The organism is Aurantimonas manganoxydans SI85-9A1 (assembly GCF_000153465.1).
Classification (GTDB): Bacteria; Pseudomonadota; Alphaproteobacteria; order Rhizobiales; family Rhizobiaceae; genus Aurantimonas; species Aurantimonas manganoxydans.
Map to the genome: position 1 here is coordinate 2,581,015 of NZ_CH672387.1, position 17,408 is coordinate 2,598,422.

The following is a 17,408-nucleotide window of genomic DNA, read 5'->3' on the forward strand; positions in this document are numbered from 1 at the left end:
CGGATGATGAGCGCGAACGGCAACACCGCAGAGCTGGACTTTCTCGGGCGCCCGGTGATCGCGATCACCGGGCTCGGCCTCGTCTCGTCGCTGGGCCGCGGCGTCGACGACAATTGGGACGCCCTGTCCTCGGGCCGCTCGGGCATCCACCGGATCGAGCGCTTCTCGACCGACAGCCTGCGCACCACGATCTCCGGCTCGGTGGACTTCATGGGTCCCGGCTCGGAGACCTCGACGGGTCTCTCCTACATGATGGCGGAAGCCGCCGGCTCGGAAGCCGTGCGCATGGCCGGCCTCGCCGACGACGATTTCGGCGGTCCGCTGTTCCTCGCCGCCCCGCCGGTGGAGATGGAGTGGCAGCATCGCCTCGCCCTCGACGCGATGGACGGCGCGACCATCGAGGAGGCCGGCTACGACCGGCTGCTGCAGATTGCCCACAGCCGTCCCGACAAGGCGATCTACAACCTGACCCAGTGCAGCCGCATCTCCGAGCTTCTGGCCGACCGGCTGGGCACGCGCGGCCTGCCGATCACCCTGTCGACCGCCTGCGCATCCGGCGCCTCGGCAATCCAGCTCGGCGTCGAGGCGATCCGCCGCGGCGAGACCGACCGCGCCATCGCCATCGGCACCGACGGCTCGATCACCCAGGAATCGCTGATCCGCTTCTCGCTGCTGTCGGCCCTGTCGACCAACAACGAGTATCCGGAAAAGGCCTCCAAGCCCTTCTCCAAGGATCGCGAAGGCTTCGTCATGGCCGAGGGCGCCGGCGCGCTGGTGCTGGAATCGCTGAGCGCGGCCAAGGCGCGCGGCGCCAGGATCCTCGGCGTCATCCATGGTTGCGGCGAGCGCGCCGACGACTTCCACCGCACCCGCTCCAAGCCGGACGGCTCGCCGATCATCGCGACCATCGCGGCCGGCATCGCCGACGCCGGCATGGAGCCGTCGGACATCGACTACATCAACGCCCATGGCACCTCGACGCCGGAGAACGACCGCATGGAGGCAACCGGCCTTGCCGCGGTGTTCGGCGAGGCGCTGAAGACGACGCCGATCTCCTCGAACAAGTCGATGATCGGCCATACGCTGACGGCGGCCGGCGCGATCGAGGCGGTGTTCTCGGTGCTGTCGATCCAGAACGGCCTGCTGCCGCCGACGATCAATTACGAAGTGCCGGACCCGGCGATCGAGCTGGACACCGTGCCGAACAAGGCCCGTCCGGCCGAGATCGCCACGGTGCTGTCGAACTCCTTCGGCTTCGGCGGGCAGAACGCCTGCCTCGTCATCGGGCGCGAACCGCGCCACTGAATGCCAGGGCCGCGGCGGGATCGACCCGCCCGGCCGGCCATCGGCGTCGCCGCGGCCGCAAGGCTGCCTCGCAGCGCGTCACTATCCAGTCTGAGGATCTTCCCATGCGGGCATTGCAACTCGTCGGCGACCGCGAACTCAAGCAGGTGGACCTGCCGCCTCCGCCGCCGCCCGGCCCCGGCGAGGTGACCGTCGACATTGCCGCGGTCGCGCTGAACCATATCGACGTCTGGGGCTGGCGTGGCATGGCCTTCGCCAAGCGCAAGATGCCGCTGGTCATCGGCGCCGAAGCGTCGGGCGTCGTCTCGGCCATCGGACCCGGCGTCGCTTCGGTGCTGCCCGGCCAGCTGGTGGCGATCTACGGTGCGCAGACCTGCGGCCTGTGCCGCCCCTGCCGCGAAGGCCGCGACAATCTCTGCGAACACGTTTCGGGCGTGCACGGCTTCCATCTCGACGGCTTCGCCCAGGAAAAGGTCAATCTGCCGGCGCGCCTCTTGGTCCCCGCCCCTCCCGGCTGCGACGCCATCGGCGCGGCGCTGGCGCCGGTGACCTTCGGCACGGTCGAGCACATGCTGTTCGACAATGCCAAGCTCGAACCGGGCGAGACCATCCTCGTCCATGCCGGCGGGTCCGGCATCGGCTCGGCCGCGATCCAGCTCGCCAAGCGGCACGGCGCGACGGTGATCACCACGGTCGGTTCCGACGACAAGGCCGAGCGCGCCCGGGTACTGGGTGCCGACCACGTCATCAACTACCGCGTCGACCGCTTCGAGGGCGTCACCCGCAAGCTGACCAAGAAGAAGGGCGTCGACGTCGTCTTCGAGCATGTCGGCGCCGACACCTGGGCCGGCTCCATGCTGTGCATGAAGCGCGGCGGCCGGCTGGTCACCTGCGGCTCGACCTCCGGCGTGTCCACCCAGATGAACCTGATGCAGCTCTTCCAGCAGCAGCTGAAGCTGTTCGGCTCCTTCGGCTGCCGCATGGAGAACATGCGCGACGCCATGCAGAAGATGGCCCGCGGCATCGTCCATCCGGTGATCGACACGGAGATCGGCTTCGACCAGATCGACATCGCGCTGAAGCGGATGGAGGCGCGCGAGGTGTTCGGCAAGATCGTGCTGCGCGTCGCCGACGAGGCCGGCACCGAATGCGCAAAACCGCGCGCGGCATGAACCTCTTCGTCGCGCGCTATGCGCTGCGGGCCAAGCGCGCCGCGGACTTCGTCATTGCCCAGGTGCTGTTCGCCGCGCTGCGGACCATCCGGCTGCTACCGGCTGATGTCGGCCTGTCCTTCGCCGACCGCACGGCGCGGCTGCTCGGCCCGCGGACGAGCCGCCACCGGCTGGCCGTCGACAATCTGCAGCTGGCCTATCCGGAAAAGGACGCGGCCTGGGTCGAGCAAGTCGCGCGGGACAATTGGGGCCAGATGGGCCGGCTCGCCGCCGAGTTCGTGTTCCTCGACGATCTCTTCGATTTCGACCCCGAGAACCCCGAGGCCGGGCGCATTGAGGTCGAGGGCGCCGAGATCTTCGCCGAACTGCGCAAGCGCAAGGGGCCGTTCATCTTCTTCACCGGCCACCTCGGCTGCTTCGAGCTGCTGCCGATCGCGGCGGCCGCCTTCGACCTGGAGTTCACCGCCCTCTTCCGGCAGCCCAACAACCGCTACATCGCCAAGGAAGTGCAGGCCGCGCGGCGGACCAGCGGCGGCCACATGGTGCCGTCCAAGGCCGGCGCGGCGTGGTCGCTGGCCGGCATCCTGCAGCGCTCCGGCTCGGTCGGCATGCTCGTGGACCAGAAATTCCGCAAGGGCGAACCGACGACATTCTTCGGCCGGGAATGCCGCACCAACCCGCTCCTGCCGAAGCTGGCGCGCCAGTTCGATTGCGAGATCTACCCGGCGCGGTCGATCCGCCTGCCGGGCGGGCGCTACCGGCTCGAGCTGCAGCCGCGACTGGAGCTGCCGCGGGCCGAGAGCGGCGAGATCGACGTGACCGCCACCTGCCAGCTGCTCAACGACGTGGTCGAGGGCTGGGTGCGCGAGCATCCCGAACAATGGATGTGGTTTCACGACCGCTGGAAGAGCGGCAGGGCCCGCCGCAAGCCCACGCAGCCGAAGCCTGCTTGAAGGCTCGCCGTCGCGACCCGGCCGCTTGCGTGGCCGGGCGCCGGTCGTTCAGCGCTGGACGACGACCCTCGTGTTGCCCATGCCCATCTTGCGGACCATCGTATAGAAGATCTTGGCATTGGCCGTGTGCAGGCGCACGCAGCCGTGCGAGGCCGGGCGGCCGAGCCGGCTGACGGCACCGGTTCCGTGAATGGCATAGCCACGGTGGTAGAACACCGAATACGGCATCGGCGACATGTCGTATTTGCGCGAATGCCACATGCGGTGGATGCGCTTGGCCCGCCAGCTTCCCGTCGGCGTGACATAGCCGCGGCGGGCCGTCGAGACCGGCCAGCGATACATCACCCGGCCGTTCTTGATCACCGTCATCGTCTGGGCAGACAGGTCCACCTTGGCGACCAGGCCGGCGGATGCTGTCGAGATGCCGCAGCCGAGCACGCCCGCGATCATCACGATCGCCACCAGTAGTTTCTTCATGTTTTTGACTCCGACCCAAGAACTCCACATTCCCGCCGCAGAAAAACCTAGTTTCAATTCTGCTGCCGGGTCAACTGCCAAAAGCGTGAACAGATTAACACCTGCCGGCGGCGCGATATTCCGGCAACTGCACCCCCTCGCCCACTTACCGCTGGGTAAGGGTTTGCGCGCCATCAAGACGGCTCCGCGTCTCTTCTGCCGACCCCATCGATCAGCCCTTCGGCCAATGTTCGATAAATCTTTACGTCTTGGACATACGGTCGCAGCGAAATCGGCGCGGAATGGGCGATGGTGCTCAAGTTTTTTTACAGGAATGGACTGACTGTTCTCGGCGGGCTGGCGATCGCCGGCGTCGTCGTGTTCGGCGCGCTGTCCATCGGTGGCGCCACCGTCGGCGGTCTCGTCGAGACCGAGATGCGGACCAAGGGCGAGAACTTCGCCCGGCTCCTGACCCAGCCCGGCGGCAATGTGGATGCCTTCCTCACCGGCCTGTCGCGCGACCCCGACGCCGAAACCGACATCCGTCGGCTGGCCGACCTCGCCAATATCGAGAGTTTCGCCATCTTCGATCGCAACGGCGAAGAGGTCTATCGCACGCGGTCGGACCGCTATGAATGGCTGCTGCGCGACCGCCCCGGCGGCATGCAGTCGGGCGACCGGCTGTCCGAGAGCGTCCTGGCGCGCAAGGGCGACTGGCAGGTGGTCGAGGATGACGGCTTCACCAATCCGACGGTGATCATGCCGCTGATCCGGAACGACCGGACGATCGGCTATGTCTCGATGGTCGGCAACATGGTCGCCAACCGCAGTGCGTTCAAAACGACGCTGGCGCACGCCTCCGCCCTGCTGCTGGTGCTGATCTTCTTCGCCACCGCGGTACCGCTGCTTCTCTATATCCGCCGCAAGCGCAAGATCGCCGAGGCGGACGAGCGCATCATCTTCCTGGCCAATCACGACGCCCTGACCAAGCTGCTCAACCGGCATCGCATGCAGGAGGAGAGTGACCGGGTGCTGGCCACCGTGCGCGCCACCCGCGAGCGCATGGCCTATCTGTATATCGACATCGACGAGATGTCCGAGATCAACGACCGGCTGGGCCAGGCCGCCGGCGACGAGATCCTGCGCGTGGTCGCCGACCGCCTGATCGGCGTCGTCGACCGCAACGACCTGCTGGCCCGCCTCGGCGCCGACGACTTCGCCGTCCTGCAGCGCCGCGTCGCCTCGCAGGAAGATGTCGCGGCCCTGTGCAAGCGGATCGTCGACGCGGTGACCGAGCCCGTCGAGATCGAGGGCACGACGGTGACCCCGAGCGTCTCCATCGGCTGCGCGCTCGCGCCCCAGGACGGGCGCACCCATTCGGAACTGGTCAAGCATGCCGAGCTCGCGCATCTGCAGCACAAGACCGACAAATCCCGCAACCTGATCTATTTCGAACCGTCCATGGACGAGGCGATGCATCATCGCCGGCATATCGAAGGTCTGGTGCGTCGGGCTCTGGAGAACCAGAGCTTCGAACTGTTCTACCAGCCGATCGTCAATGGCGACGGGTCGCGGCTGCTCGGCTTCGAGGCGCTGATCCGCATGCGCGACGAAGAGGGCAACCAGATCTCGCCGGCGGTCTTCATCCCGATCGCCGAAGCGCGCGGCTACATCAAGACCATCGGCACCTGGGTGATCGGCGAGGCCGTCCGCCAGATCGCGCTGTGGCCGGAGCATCTCTTCGTCTCGGTCAATCTAAGCCCGGTACAGTTCGGCGACGGCGACCTCGTCTCGATCGTCAGGTCGGCCCTCGACACGGCCGGCGTCGACGGCAGCCGCCTCGAGATCGAGGTGGTCGAGTCGCTGGTCCTGGAGCGCTCCGACGAGATCCTCGCCCAGCTGCGCGAACTGAAGGCCCTCGGCATTTCCATCGACATGGACGATTTCGGCACCGGCTATTCCTCGCTCGGCTATCTCTGGCGCTTCCCGTTCGACAAGCTGAAGATCGACCAGTCCTTCATGGTAGCCTACGAGAATGGCGAGCCCAGCGTGCCGCAGATTCTCGACACCATCGTCTCGATGGCCCACCACATGAACATGAAGGTCACCGCCGAGGGCATCGAGACCCGCGAGCAGGTCGACCTGCTCAAGAGCCTTGGCTGCGACCAGCTTCAGGGCTTCTACTTCGGCAAGCCGATGCCGGCCGAACGCGTGGCCAGCGAAGCGCTGGCGCGATTCCGCCATGGCCCCTCCGACGACAGCGCGGTGCGTCCGTCAGCGACCGCATAGCGCCGTCGCTGCACTGGCGGGGACCTGCCCGCCGCCACGCCGGCGCAATATTCCGCCTCCCTCAAATCCCCGCGGCAGCCTGTCGCTGCCAGCGCGCCGGGCGCCCCTCTGCAGCGGCCGAATAGGCCGTGGATTTCGCCGCGAGCAGCCCTGTCCGGCTGCCCCACGAGCGCCATATTTGAGAAAACAGGTTGGATTCCGGCCGTTAGCAGGCTAGCCTCTCCAAGAACGTTCAAAGAGATGTCTGCCGTCTGGCAGCAACGAGTCGTATGCGGGCGACATGGGCACAATCACCCCGTGTTCGCGTCGCCATTCCTGCATACGATACTCGCCTCGCACAAAGAAGTAAGGATTACGCATGAAATTTCTTCTCGCCTCAACCTGTCTCGCAGCCGCCCTGTTCGGGTTCAGCGCCACCGCCTCGGCGCAGGAGAACTGTGAACTGAGCGTGTCGAACATGAACTGGGCGTCGGCGGAGGTTCTGGCGGCGATCGACAAGATCATCCTCGAAGAGGGCTATGGCTGCACGGTGCGCCTCCTGCCGGGCGACACCATGCCGACCTTCGCCTCGATGACTGAGAAGCAGGAGCCGGACGTCGCGCCCGAGATGTGGGTCAACCAGTTCCGCGACCAGATCGACAAGGCCGCCGAGGAAGGCACCGTCGTGTTCGGCGCCGAGGTCCTGTCGGACGGCGGCGAGGAAGGCTGGTGGGTCCCGACCTACTTCGCCGAGGCCCATCCCGAGATCAAGACCGTCGGCGACGCGCTGGAGCATCCCGAGCTGTTCCCGGCGAACGAGGATCCGTCCAAGGGCGCCGTCTACAACTGCCCGGCCGGCTGGGGCTGCCAGATCACCACGGCGAACCTGTTCAAGGCCTACGACGGCGAGGAGAAGGGCTTCACCCTGATCGACACCGGCTCGGCCGCCGGCCTCGACGGCTCGATTGCCAAAGCCTACGAGAACAAGGAGCCCTGGCTCGGCTATTACTGGGCGCCGACGGCGATCCTCGGCAAGTATCCGATGAAGAAGCTTCCCTTCGACGCCGAGCATGATGCCAAGGAATGGGCCGAGTGCACGACGCAGGTCGATTGCGCCGAGCCGAAGATCAACGCCTGGACCAAGTCCGAGGTCTTCACCGTCCTGACGCCGAAGGTGCAGGAACAGTCGCCCGAGGTGGCCGAGTATCTGAACACCCGCGCCTGGGGCAACGACACGGTCAACAAGCTCCTCGCCTGGAAGGAAGAGCAGCAGGCGACCGGCGAGGACACCGCCTACTACTTCCTCGAGAACAACCCGGAGCTGTGGACCGGCTGGGTTTCCGAGGACGCGGCCGAGAAGATCAAGTCGGCGCTCTGATCCGGGCCGGCTGACACGATGACGACGGACCTGCCGGTGGTCGCACCACCGGCAGGTCATTTTCGCCCCTGCCCGATTCCGGGTAATGCGCCTGGCGGGCGCTTAACGGCCGATCCCGGCCGACGCGCCCTGCCCCACGGTTGCGACCGGCACCACGGCCCCTTCGCGGGCCCATCGCCGGCGGTGCGACCGAAGGCCCGCCCCGGGCCCCATGATCCAGAAAACGTGCCAAGGAGACCTCGACTGTGGATTGGTTGACCGAATTTCCACAACTGGCGGGGCGAGACCTGCGCTTGATGTCGCGCACGATCGACCAGTACTACCGCTCGTTCTCGCGCGCCTATGGCGACACGATCGAAGCGATCTTCCGCCCGTTGCTCGAGTTCCTCCTGTGGTTCGAACGGCTTCTGATCCAGACCCCGTGGTGGATCATCCTGCTCGTGATCGTCGGCATCGTCTGGCTGGCCAGCCGGTCGAAGGCGATCACCGTCGGCACCTTCGTGGCGCTGATCCTCATCGGCGTGTTCGGCATGTGGGAAGACACCATGCGAACCCTGTCGATCATCGTCGTGTGCACGCTGATGTCGATCATCATCGGCATGCCGATCGGCATCATCATGTCGCGCTCCAACAAGGTGCAGGCGGTGATCAATCCGATCCTCGACGTGATGCAGACGATGCCGTCCTTCGTCTATCTCATCCCGATCGTCATGCTGCTCGGCATCGGCCTGATTCCGGGTCTCCTGGTGGTGGTGATCTACGCCATGCCGCCGATCATCCGGCTGACCAACCTCGGCATCCGGCTGGTCGACAAGGAAGTGCTGGAGGCCGCCAACGCCTTCGGCTCCTCGGGCTGGCAGAAGCTGACACAGGTGCAGCTGCCGCTCGCCTTGCCGACCATCATGGCCGGCATCAACCAGACCATCATGATGGCCCTCGCCATGGTCGTCGTCGCCTCGCTGATCGGCGTGCGCGGCCTCGGCCAGCCGGTGCTGCAGGCGATCACCAATCAGTATTTCACGCAGGGCGTCCTGAATGGCCTGGCGATCGTCGCCATCGCCATCATCTTCGACCGCTCCAGCCAGGCCTACGGCAAGCGCCTGCAGCGTCACCGGGAGGCCGCCCATGGCTGATGAGATCGCCATCAAGATCCGTAATCTCTACAAGATCTTCGGCCCCGAAGACAAAGCGATGGTGGATCTCGTACGCCAGGGGATGTCGAAGTCAGAGCTCCTCGCCGAGCACAGCCACGTGCTCGGGCTGAAGGACATCAACATCGACATCCCGGCCTCCGGCATCCAGGTGGTGATGGGGCTGTCGGGGTCGGGCAAGTCCACCCTGATCCGCCACATCAACCGGCTGATCGAACCGTCGGCGGGCGAGATCCTGATCGACGACGAGGATGTCCTCGCCATGTCGGATACGCGCCTGCGCGATTTCCGACGGCACAAGATCTCGATGGTCTTTCAGCGCTTCGGGCTGCTGCCCCACAAGACCGTGATCGACAATGTCGCCTACGGGCTGGAGGTGATGGGCAAGTCGCGCAAGGAGCAGCGCGACGGCGCAATGCGCTGGATCGAGCGCGTCGGGCTGAAGGGCTACGAGGACAATTATCCGGCGCAGCTGTCCGGCGGCATGCAGCAGCGCGTCGGCCTGGCGCGGGCGCTGGCGACCGACGCCGACATCCTGTTGATGGACGAGGCCTTCTCGGCGCTCGATCCGCTGATCCGCACCGACATGCAGAGCGTGCTCCTCGACCTGCAGACCGAACTGCACAAGACCATCGTGTTCATCACCCACGATCTCGACGAGGCGCTGCGGCTCGGCGAGCAGATCGCCATCCTGCGGGCCGGCGAGATCGTCCAGCAGGGCACCGCGCAGGACATCGTGCTGCGCCCGGCGGACGACTACATCTCGTCCTTCGTGCGCGAGGTGAACCGTGGCCGGGTGATTCAGGTCGAGACGGTGATGGAGCCGATCGTGCCGGGCGAGGCGCCGGCGCCGGAAAGCGTGCCGATCCAGCGCGGCACGATCCTCGAGGAAGCTGCGCGCCGCATGACCGGCGACGGCGTCACCAAGGCGCATGTGGTCAACGGGACCGGCATGCCGATGGGCACCCTGACCATGCGCGGCCTGATGGCGGCCATGGTCACCCCGGTCCTGAAAGACGCGCTGGACGCCAGCGAACTGTAATCCTGCCAGGATGGCCGGCGGCGCAGGGCGTCGCCGGTCGCCGCAGCGATCTCATCCGACCCGCGACATCCCCACGTCGCGGGTTTCGTGCGATCGGCGACGGCCGCGCCGCCGCAATCAGGCGGCGATGCGGTCCGACAGCGTGGAGGCGCCGGCGCCGAAGATGCGCTCGTAGCATTCGGCCAGAAGGTCGAGATCCACCGGCGCCTGGCGGATCAGCGCCTGCTCGATCCGGGCGCGGTCGTAGCCCTCACGGGCCAGCGCGCGAATGGCGGCCGTGACGATGTCGACGTCGTCTAGTCGCTTCGGCAATCGCTCGAACATGGAAAATCCCCCTGCTTCATCCCCTTGCGGCAATTCCCCTCGCGCCTTGCAGCGCGAATCGCCAACGTCAAATTATTAACAGAACCTTGCCGGAACTTTACAGCAACCCCGTTTGCCGCCACGGAAGGCCGCCTGCCATCCGGTGCGTGAGTTCCCTCTTGGCCGCCGAATGTGGCGGTTGCACCGCACGATCCGACTTGTCCCCAAGACATTGTGTCTCAGGTCCCCCGGTCTTCCGTTGCATGCACCGGTTGCCGCGCGCTGACTGCGCGATGACGCGTTCGGAGGATCGCGGCCGTCGCGAGGCCGGCATGATCCGGCCAGACGCACACGGACCGTCTGTCGCGAAGACCCGTGCCGCCGTCGCATCATCATCGGGCGTCGCCACGACGCCGCTCCAACCGGAGGTCGCCAGATGCCGCATTCGCTGACCCAGCTCCTGGACGCGAAGGGCGTCCTCCTCGCGGACGGGGCCACCGGGACCAATCTGTTCGAGGTGGGGCTGGAGGCCGGCGAAGCGCCGGAGATGTGGCTCGAGAGCCATCCCGACCGGATCACGGCGCTGCACCAGGCTTTCGTCGACAACGGCGCCGACATCATCCTCAGCTGCTCCTTCGGCGCCAACCGCCACCGGCTGAAGCTGCACCAGGCCGAAGGCCGCACCCATGCGCTCAACCGGATCGCCGCCGAACTGGCGCGGGCGGTGGCCGATGCGGCCGGCCGTCCCGTCGTCGTCGGCGGATCGGTCGGCCCGACGGGCGAGCTGCTGCAGCCGCTGGGCGCCCTCTCCTATGCCGAGGCCGTCGAGGCCTTCCGCGAGCAGATCGCAGGGCTGAAGGACGGCGGCGTCGACGTCGTGTGGATCGAGACCATGTCGGCGGGCGAAGAGGTGCGCGCGGCGGCCGAGGCCGCGCTTGCCTGCGACATGCCCTATGTCGTCACCGGCTCCTTCGACAGCGCCGGCCGCACCATGATGGGCATCCACCCCTGCGACTTCCACAAGGCGGTCGACGGCCTGTCGCGGCGCCCCGTCGCGGTCGGCGCGAATTGCGGCGTCGGCGCGTCGGACATGCTGGCGACGGCTCTGGAGCTGGAAACGGGCTCGCCGGACTCCGCCCTGGTCGTGAAGGCCAATTGCGGCATTCCGCGCTTCGTCGACGGCGGCACGGTCTATTCCGGCACGCCGGATCAGATGGCCGATTACGCCCGGCTGGCGATCGATGCGGGCGCCCGGATCATCGGCGGCTGCTGCGGAACCTCGCCGCAGCATCTCGGCGCCATGCGCCAGGCGATCGACAGCCATGTGCGTCGTCAACGGCCGAGCATCGCCGAGATCGTCGAGGCCGTCGGCCCGCTGGTCAACAAGGCGGCGTCGGCCGCCGGCGAAACGGCGCCGCGAACGGGCCGCCGGCGAAGCCGGGACTGAGCCGGCTTCGCGCTTTCCCGGTTAGTGGTAGCGCGGGATCTTGCCGGCTCGCAGCTTGGCAAGGTAGCCGGTCATCTCCCGCTTCACCACCGGCATCAGGAAGTAGAGGCCGATGATGTTGGCGATGCCCATGGCGAACAGCGAGGCGTCGGAGAAGTCGAGCACCGCGCCGAGGCTGACCGAGGCGCCGAGCACGACGAACAGGCAGAACAAGATCTTGAAGAACAGGTCCGAGGCCTTGGAATCGCCGAACAGGAACAGCCACGCCTTCAGCCCGTAATAGGACCAGGAGATCATCGTCGAGAAGGCGAAGAGCACCACCGCAAGCCCCAGCACATAGGGGAACCAAGGGATCGCCGTGCCGAAGGCCGCCGAGGTCAGCTCGACGCCGCTGAGCGAACCTTCCGTCGCGATCTGCCCGAGCCCCTGATCCCAGACATACATGCCGGTCGCCGGGTCCTGCTGCATGACGCCACTGATGGTGATCACCAGCGCCGTGGCCGTGCAGATCACCACCGTGTCGATGAAGGGCTCGAGCATCGACACGAAGCCCTCCGTGACCGGATGGTTGGTCTGCACCGCCGCATGGGCGATCGCGGCCGAGCCAATGCCGGCCTCGTTGGAGAAGGTCGCGCGCCGCAGGCCCTGGATCAGCGCGCCGACGATCCCGCCGGCAACACCCAGTCCGGTGAAGGCGCCTGCGAAGATCTGGCCGATCGCCCAGCCGATCCGGTCGTATTCGACACCGATGACGATCAGCGCCGCGCCGAGATAGAGAATGCCCATGAACGGAACGAGCTTCTCGGTGACCCGGGCGATCGACTTGATGCCGCCGACGATGACCATGAAGACGATGATCGCCATGACGATTCCGGTGATCCAGCCACGGCCGTTCAGGAAGCTCGCCTCGCCGCCGGTGATGACGACCAGCTGCGCATGGGCCTGGTTGGCCTGGAACATGTTGCCGCCGCCCCAGGAGGCGAAGACGCAGAAGATCGCGAAGAGAACGGCGAGGAACCGGCCGAGTTTGGCGTAGCCGAGTTCAGCCATGCCCTTGCGCAGATAATGCATCGGGCCGCCGGAGACGCGCCCGTCAGGATATTCCTCGCGGTATTTCACGCCGAGGGTGCATTCGGTGAATTTCGAGGCCATGCCGAGAAGGCCGGCGAGGATCATCCAGAAGGTCGCGCCCGGACCGCCGATGGACACCGCGACGGCGACGCCGGCGATATTGCCGAGGCCGACCGTGCCCGAGACCGCCGTCGCCAGCGCCTGGAAATGGGTGACCTCGCCCGCCGCATCCGGCGAGGTGTACTGGCCGCGCACGAGTTGGATCGCATGGCCGACCAGGCGGAACTGCACGAAGCCGAAATAGACGGTGAAGATCGCGGCCGCCGTGATCAGCCACAGGACGATCCAGGGCAGTTCGGTGCCGGGCAGCGGCGCGAAGATGAAGCTGACGAAGGGGGTCGTCACCGGCTCCATGATCGCCGAAAGGGTCGCGTCGATGGAAAAGCCCGGCTCGGCTTCCTGCGCTGCGGCGGGCCCGGTCAGGAGAAGGCTGGCGCCCGCCAGCGGCAGGAGAGCGGCGGTCTTCGGCATGACGCAACCTCTGTCTGGATCGATATTCCGTGCGGCGGATGCAAGGCGGCTCATGGCACGATCACGGTCGGGATGCGGGCGACCTGCGCCAATCCCAGGGTGACGCTGCCGAAGATCTTGTTCTGGACCGGGCCCCTGCCCGTGCGCCCGACGAAGATCATCGACGCCTTCTGATGCTCGGCGACCGCAAGGATGATCTCGGTCGGTGCGCCGAAGCGGATCTCGCAATCGACGGTGACCCCTTCCGCCGATATCTCGGCGACGAGCGGATCGAGCAGCGTGGTCTTGGCGCGTTCGAGTTCCTGGCGCCGACGCATCTTGCGCTCGTCGAGTTCCTCGGCAGTCAGGAAGCTGTAGGGCGACCATTGCAGCACGTGGACGATGTGCAGGGCCGCCCCGCTCGCCTTGGCCCGCACCACCGCGTAGTCGACGACGCTGCGATCATGCCCGTCATAGGCAACGACAAAGATCTCGGTCGCCATTGGCGATCACCCCTCTATCGGTCGGTCGGGCAGCAAGACGATCTGAGCCAAACCATCAATATTTATCATGGTAGGTTCAATTTCGCTGATGGCAAACGCTTTTCGCGTCATGCGTGTTGCCGCCGAGGCCGCAGCGCACGGCGCAGCCCCCGCCCCCCGATCCCAATCGGTGGGAAATCCTTCGTGTTTCCAGAGAGCTGAGCTCCAGCCACCGTCCGCGCCCGGTCGCGGGATGCGGCTCCACCACCGAAGATCATCCGGGCCTTTTGACGCCATCCGACGGGATGCGATGCCGCTGGGGCAGATTTTCGGTCAGGATGTCAGCGGCTGGCGGCGCTTCAGCGCTTCCACGGCATCGGTCAGGACGGCGTGCAGGCGGTCCCGCTCGACCTCGGTCAGCCGTTCCAGATCGAGGAAGATGCGGGCGCCCTCGGCATATTCGTTGATCACGCCGGGCGCCGCGTCCGTGGCCTCGTCGTGGATGCCCTCCACCACATAGGGGATCACCTCGCGGCTGATGCCCTTCAGCGAGATCGGCGCCAGCGGCCGGGCCCGCACATCGTCCTCCACATGGGCATAGGTTTCGTAGCTCATGACGATGCCGCCCGGCTCGGCGATCTGTTCCAGCCGGGCGGCGAGGTTCGCCTCGGCCCCGATGATCGTATAATCCATGCGGTCGGCGCTGCCGAAATTTCCGACATTGCAGAAGCCGGTATTGATGCCCATCCGGGCTTGGAACGGCTTCTCGATGCCGCGGCGGCGCCATTCGGCGTTGAGTTCGACCATTCGCCGCTGCATGGCGATCGCCATGGCGAGGCACGCCTTGGCATCCTCGCGCGGGCCCATCGTTTCGGGATCGCCGAAGAAGGCGAGGATCGCGTCGCCGATGAACTTGTCGACGGTGGCGCCGTGCTCCTGTGCGATCTTCGACATCTCGGTGAAATACTCGTTGAGAAGCTGGGTCAGCTCCTCCGGCTGCAGCCTCTCGGACGTGACGGTGAAATCCTTGATGTCGGAGAAGAAGATCGTCAGCTTCTTGCGCTCGGTCGAGATGGTGACGTCGCGCTCGCCGCTGAAGATGCTGCGATAGACCTGCGGCGATAGATATTTGGAGATTTTCATGGAAACCGAGGCGAGGAAGGAATTGGCCTCTTCCAGCTCGGTGTTCATGCGGCCGAAGGTGCGGGCCTGGCGCCATTGCAGCGCGGCAAAGCACACCCCGAACAGGCCGGCGCCGACGAAATAGGCCAGCAGATACTTGAAGGAGAGGAGATTGGCCGCGATCGGCTGCTCGATCTCGACCTCCTGGATGCCGCGGACGTCGCCGACCTTCCAGTCCCGCTTCGGGCTCTCGGGGTGGGCGTTGTGGCAGGCGACGCAGGCCTCCCCCATGACCACCGGCGCCGCCAGCCGGATGTGGCGGTCGAGCAGCGATCCGCTGACCTGCGTGATCAGCGGATGGTCGGCGCCCTTGGTCCGGAAGGTCTGCAGCGCGTCACGCTCGAAGGCGTCGAGATCATGCGGCGCGCGCTTGGCGAAGACGAGATCGGAGGCGAAGCGGTAGCGGATGTTCTCGCCGCGCCGGCCGATCACTTCGCCCAGCTCCAGTGACAGCGTGGCCGGGATCGGAATCGCGCCGGGCACCTCCAGATAATTGTGGGCGGCAATCGTCCGGCCGTCGGGATTGGCCAGCACCCGGCCAACGACGTTGCGCGCATAATAGCTGCGGATGTCGGTGATCATGGAATTCAGGCTGTTCGCCTGGGCGTTCAGCGCCGTGTCGGAGAGATGGCGGAGATCCATCCAGACCGCCACCGGCAATAGCGCCAGCGCCAGCGCCACCGTGATGGCGAAGTAGATCGGCCGTGCCATCAGATACCGGAAGATCGCGCCCATCGTTCTCTCCTCGAACGGGTGGCGCAAATATAACGACAAAACGCGGCAGATGTCTTTGCGTCATTTCCCGGGGCGCCGCGAGCTGAGGTCAGCGCACCCCGACCGCGCAGCCGGCGGCGGGCCCGGCCGGCAGGTCCGGCGCCACTTCGCCGTCAGCGCTCGTCGCCGCCGCGCCAGACCGCGCGGTGGATCGTCCGGGCGATCCTCGCCGCCGACGTGGTTTCGGGCTGGGCGGCCGGGTCCGCCTCACCCTTTCAGGCGAAGGCGTCCGCTTCGGCTGCCTTGCGCTTGGCCACGAAAGCCGTCAGCGCTTCGGCGATGGCGGGATCGAGCGCCGGCGCCTCGTAGGAATCCAGCCAGCGGCGGCAAAGCTGGCCGGCGCGGTTCTCGGCCCGCAACGCGCCTTCCGCCGACCATTGCTCGAAGGAATTGTTGTCGGCGATGGCCGAGCGGTAGAAGGCCGTCTGAAAATTGTCTTGGGTGTGCTGGCAGCCGAGGAAATGGCTGCCCGGACCAACCTCGCGGATCGCCGACATGGCCTGCCCGTTCTCCGACAGATCGACGCCGCGCGAGAAGGCCTGCATCATGCCGAGCTGGTCGCAATCCATCATGAATTTCTCGAAGCAGACGGCCAGTCCGCCCTCGAGCCAGCCGGCCGCATGCAGGACGAAATTGGTGCCCGCCAGCATGGTGGAGTTCAGCGTGTTGGCGCTCTCATAGGCGGCCTGGGCGTCGGGCGCCTTGGAGGCGCAGAGCGACCCGCCGGTGCGGAACGGCAGGCCGAGCCGGCGCGCCAGCTGGGCCGCGCCATAGGAGACCAGCGCCGGCTCCGGCGTGCCGAAGGTCGGCGCCCCGGACTGCATCGAGATCGACGAGGCGAAGGTGCCGAAGACCACAGGGGCGCCCGGCCGGCAGAGCTGGGTGAAGGCGGCGCCGGCCAGCGCCTCGGCCAGCACCTGCGCCAGCGTGCCAGCGACCGTGACCGGGCTCATCGCGCCGGCGAGGATGAAGGGCGTGACGATGCAGGCCTGGTTGGCGCGGGCATAGACCTTCAGCGCGCCGAGCATGGTGCCGTCGAAGGTCATCGGCGAATTGGCGTTGATCAGGTTGATCACCACGCAGTTCTCGTCGACGAACTTTTCGCCGAACAGGATGCGGCACATCTCCACCGTGTCGCGGGCCCGCTCCGGCGCGGTCACCGAGCCCATGAACGGCTTGTCCGACAGGGTCATGTGGGCCAGCAGCATGTCGAGATGCCGCTTGTTGACCGGGATGTCGACGGGCTCGCAGACGGTGCCGCCGGAATGGTGCAGCGAGGGCGCCAGATAGGCCAGCTTCACGATATTGCGGAAATCCTCGATGGTCGCATAGCGCCGCACGCCGTCGAGATCGCGCACGAAGGGCGGGCCGTAGACCGGGGCGAAGATGGTCGCCTTGCCGCCGATCTCGACCGAGTTCTCCGGGTTTCGCGCATGCTGGACGAAGGTGTGCGGCGCCGTCTTAAGAAGCTCGCGGCAGAGGCCCTTCGGAAACCGGACGCGCTCGCCCGAGACCTCGGCTCCCGCCGCCTTCCACATCTCCAGCGCCTCGGCATCGTCGCGAAACTCGATGCCGATCTCTTCCAGGATGGTGTCGGCATTCGCCTCGATGATCGCGAGGCCCGCCTCGTCCAGCAGCTCGTATTCCGGCACCTTGCGGCGGATGTAGCTCAGCTTCGTCCCGGACGCGCTCTGGACCCGGGCCGCACGTCGCGCCGTCGCCCCGCCGCCGGTGCCGCGGCCGCGCCGGCCGCCTTCGGTACGCGGCATCTCGCTCAGATGTCCGGTCTCATCGGTCATTGTCAGGTCTCCGGCCAAAGCGGCAGCCCGCGCCGGCTCAAGCCGCACGGGCATTCGATCTGTCCCCGATACTAGGAGCAGCGCCGGCCGCTGCCGTCTTACCTGCGAAGGCCGG

At 66.6% G+C, this 17,408-nt stretch carries 14 protein-coding genes; 8 read left to right on the forward strand and 6 right to left on the reverse strand.

Annotation, left to right across the window (positions count from 1 at the left end):
* Positions 1 to 3: 3 nt before the first annotated feature.
* From SI859A1_RS12220 to SI859A1_RS12230, 3 genes are all read left to right on the forward strand, one after another.
* Entirely contained in the window at positions 4 to 1,305 is a 1,302-nt protein-coding gene (locus tag SI859A1_RS12220; RefSeq protein WP_009210063.1) for a beta-ketoacyl-ACP synthase, read from the forward strand.
* 104 nt (positions 1,306 to 1,409) lie between these two features.
* Positions 1,410 to 2,477 (forward strand): zinc-binding dehydrogenase, encoded by a 1,068-nt coding sequence (locus SI859A1_RS12225; RefSeq protein ID WP_009210064.1) that lies wholly within the window; start codon positions 1,410 to 1,412, stop codon positions 2,475 to 2,477.
* Positions 2,474 to 3,430, forward strand: a complete 957-nt coding sequence (locus tag SI859A1_RS12230; protein ID WP_009210065.1) for a lipid A biosynthesis lauroyl acyltransferase — start codon at positions 2,474 to 2,476, stop codon at positions 3,428 to 3,430. Before SI859A1_RS12225 ends, SI859A1_RS12230 begins: the two co-directional genes overlap by 4 nt.
* A 48-nt stretch (positions 3,431 to 3,478) precedes the next feature.
* Here SI859A1_RS12230 and SI859A1_RS12235 read toward each other — a convergent pair whose 3' ends face one another.
* Positions 3,479 to 3,907 carry a L,D-transpeptidase gene (locus tag SI859A1_RS12235; RefSeq protein ID WP_009210066.1) on the reverse strand — a complete coding sequence of 143 codons (429 nt, stop codon included), beginning with the start codon at positions 3,905 to 3,907 and terminating at the stop codon, positions 3,479 to 3,481.
* Between the two features lie 288 nt (positions 3,908 to 4,195).
* Between SI859A1_RS12235 and SI859A1_RS12240 the strand changes: the two genes are divergently transcribed.
* The 4 genes from SI859A1_RS12240 (at position 4,196) to SI859A1_RS12255 (ending at position 9,725) form a co-directional block, all read left to right on the forward strand.
* Positions 4,196 to 6,175, forward strand: coding sequence for a putative bifunctional diguanylate cyclase/phosphodiesterase (locus tag SI859A1_RS12240; RefSeq protein ID WP_148233828.1), 1,980 nt, complete (start codon positions 4,196 to 4,198; stop codon positions 6,173 to 6,175).
* Positions 6,176 to 6,533: 358 nt separating this feature from the next.
* The gene (locus SI859A1_RS12245; RefSeq protein WP_009210068.1) at positions 6,534 to 7,532 is read left to right on the forward strand and encodes an ABC transporter substrate-binding protein; all 999 of its coding nucleotides are present in this window, start codon (positions 6,534 to 6,536) and stop codon (positions 7,530 to 7,532) included.
* A gap of 245 nt (positions 7,533 to 7,777) precedes the next feature.
* The gene (locus SI859A1_RS12250) at positions 7,778 to 8,665 is read left to right on the forward strand and encodes an ABC transporter permease (protein WP_009210069.1); all 888 of its coding nucleotides are present in this window, start codon (positions 7,778 to 7,780) and stop codon (positions 8,663 to 8,665) included.
* On the forward strand, positions 8,658 to 9,725 hold the full coding sequence (locus SI859A1_RS12255; RefSeq protein WP_009210070.1) for a quaternary amine ABC transporter ATP-binding protein: 1,068 nt from the start codon (positions 8,658 to 8,660) through the stop codon (positions 9,723 to 9,725). The genes SI859A1_RS12250 and SI859A1_RS12255 overlap by 8 nt, the downstream gene beginning before the upstream one ends.
* A 117-nt stretch (positions 9,726 to 9,842) precedes the next feature.
* Here the strand turns inward: SI859A1_RS12255 and SI859A1_RS12260 are convergent, their stop codons facing one another.
* Positions 9,843 to 10,049, reverse strand: a complete 207-nt coding sequence (locus tag SI859A1_RS12260; protein ID WP_040325756.1) for a hypothetical protein — start codon at positions 10,047 to 10,049, stop codon at positions 9,843 to 9,845.
* A gap of 415 nt (positions 10,050 to 10,464) precedes the next feature.
* On the opposite strand from SI859A1_RS12260, the gene bmt reads away from it, so the two are divergent.
* Positions 10,465 to 11,475 (forward strand): betaine--homocysteine S-methyltransferase, encoded by a 1,011-nt coding sequence (bmt, locus tag SI859A1_RS12265; protein ID WP_009210071.1) that lies wholly within the window; start codon positions 10,465 to 10,467, stop codon positions 11,473 to 11,475.
* A gap of 21 nt (positions 11,476 to 11,496) precedes the next feature.
* On the opposite strand, the gene SI859A1_RS12270 is transcribed toward bmt, so the two are convergent.
* The 4 genes from SI859A1_RS12270 to SI859A1_RS12285 all read right to left on the reverse strand — a co-directional run bounded on the left by SI859A1_RS12270 (position 11,497) and on the right by SI859A1_RS12285 (position 17,293).
* Positions 11,497 to 13,077 (reverse strand): alanine/glycine:cation symporter family protein, encoded by a 1,581-nt coding sequence (locus tag SI859A1_RS12270; protein ID WP_009210072.1) that lies wholly within the window; start codon positions 13,075 to 13,077, stop codon positions 11,497 to 11,499.
* 50 nt (positions 13,078 to 13,127) lie between these two features.
* Entirely contained in the window at positions 13,128 to 13,559 is a 432-nt protein-coding gene (locus tag SI859A1_RS12275; RefSeq protein ID WP_009210073.1) for a universal stress protein, read from the reverse strand.
* Between the two features lie 312 nt (positions 13,560 to 13,871).
* Positions 13,872 to 15,431: an adenylate/guanylate cyclase domain-containing protein gene (locus SI859A1_RS12280; RefSeq protein WP_040326520.1), complete on the reverse strand. Its 1,560-nt coding sequence runs from the start codon at positions 15,429 to 15,431 to the stop codon at positions 13,872 to 13,874.
* 278 nt (positions 15,432 to 15,709) lie between these two features.
* Positions 15,710 to 17,293 carry a trimethylamine methyltransferase family protein gene (locus tag SI859A1_RS12285; RefSeq protein ID WP_148233830.1) on the reverse strand — a complete coding sequence of 528 codons (1,584 nt, stop codon included), beginning with the start codon at positions 17,291 to 17,293 and terminating at the stop codon, positions 15,710 to 15,712.
* Positions 17,294 to 17,408 lie beyond the last annotated feature (115 nt).

Coding starts and splice junctions, on each gene's coding strand:
- SI859A1_RS12285 (WP_148233830.1), bottom strand. CDS start 17,293: ATGACCGATGAGACCGGACATCTGAGCGAGATGCCGCGTACCGAAGGC.
- SI859A1_RS12230 (WP_009210065.1), top strand. CDS start 2,474: ATGAACCTCTTCGTCGCGCGCTATGCGCTGCGGGCCAAGCGCGCCGCG.
- SI859A1_RS12245 (WP_009210068.1), top strand. CDS start 6,534: ATGAAATTTCTTCTCGCCTCAACCTGTCTCGCAGCCGCCCTGTTCGGG.
- SI859A1_RS12235 (WP_009210066.1), bottom strand. CDS start 3,907: ATGAAGAAACTACTGGTGGCGATCGTGATGATCGCGGGCGTGCTCGGC.
- SI859A1_RS12220 (WP_009210063.1), top strand. CDS start 4: ATGATGAGCGCGAACGGCAACACCGCAGAGCTGGACTTTCTCGGGCGC.
- SI859A1_RS12275 (WP_009210073.1), bottom strand. CDS start 13,559: ATGGCGACCGAGATCTTTGTCGTTGCCTATGACGGGCATGATCGCAGC.
- SI859A1_RS12255 (WP_009210070.1), top strand. CDS start 8,658: ATGGCTGATGAGATCGCCATCAAGATCCGTAATCTCTACAAGATCTTC.
- SI859A1_RS12280 (WP_040326520.1), bottom strand. CDS start 15,431: ATGGCACGGCCGATCTACTTCGCCATCACGGTGGCGCTGGCGCTGGCG.
- bmt (WP_009210071.1), top strand. CDS start 10,465: ATGCCGCATTCGCTGACCCAGCTCCTGGACGCGAAGGGCGTCCTCCTC.
- SI859A1_RS12270 (WP_009210072.1), bottom strand. CDS start 13,077: ATGCCGAAGACCGCCGCTCTCCTGCCGCTGGCGGGCGCCAGCCTTCTC.
- SI859A1_RS12225 (WP_009210064.1), top strand. CDS start 1,410: ATGCGGGCATTGCAACTCGTCGGCGACCGCGAACTCAAGCAGGTGGAC.
- SI859A1_RS12260 (WP_040325756.1), bottom strand. CDS start 10,049: ATGTTCGAGCGATTGCCGAAGCGACTAGACGACGTCGACATCGTCACG.
- SI859A1_RS12240 (WP_148233828.1), top strand. CDS start 4,196: ATGGTGCTCAAGTTTTTTTACAGGAATGGACTGACTGTTCTCGGCGGG.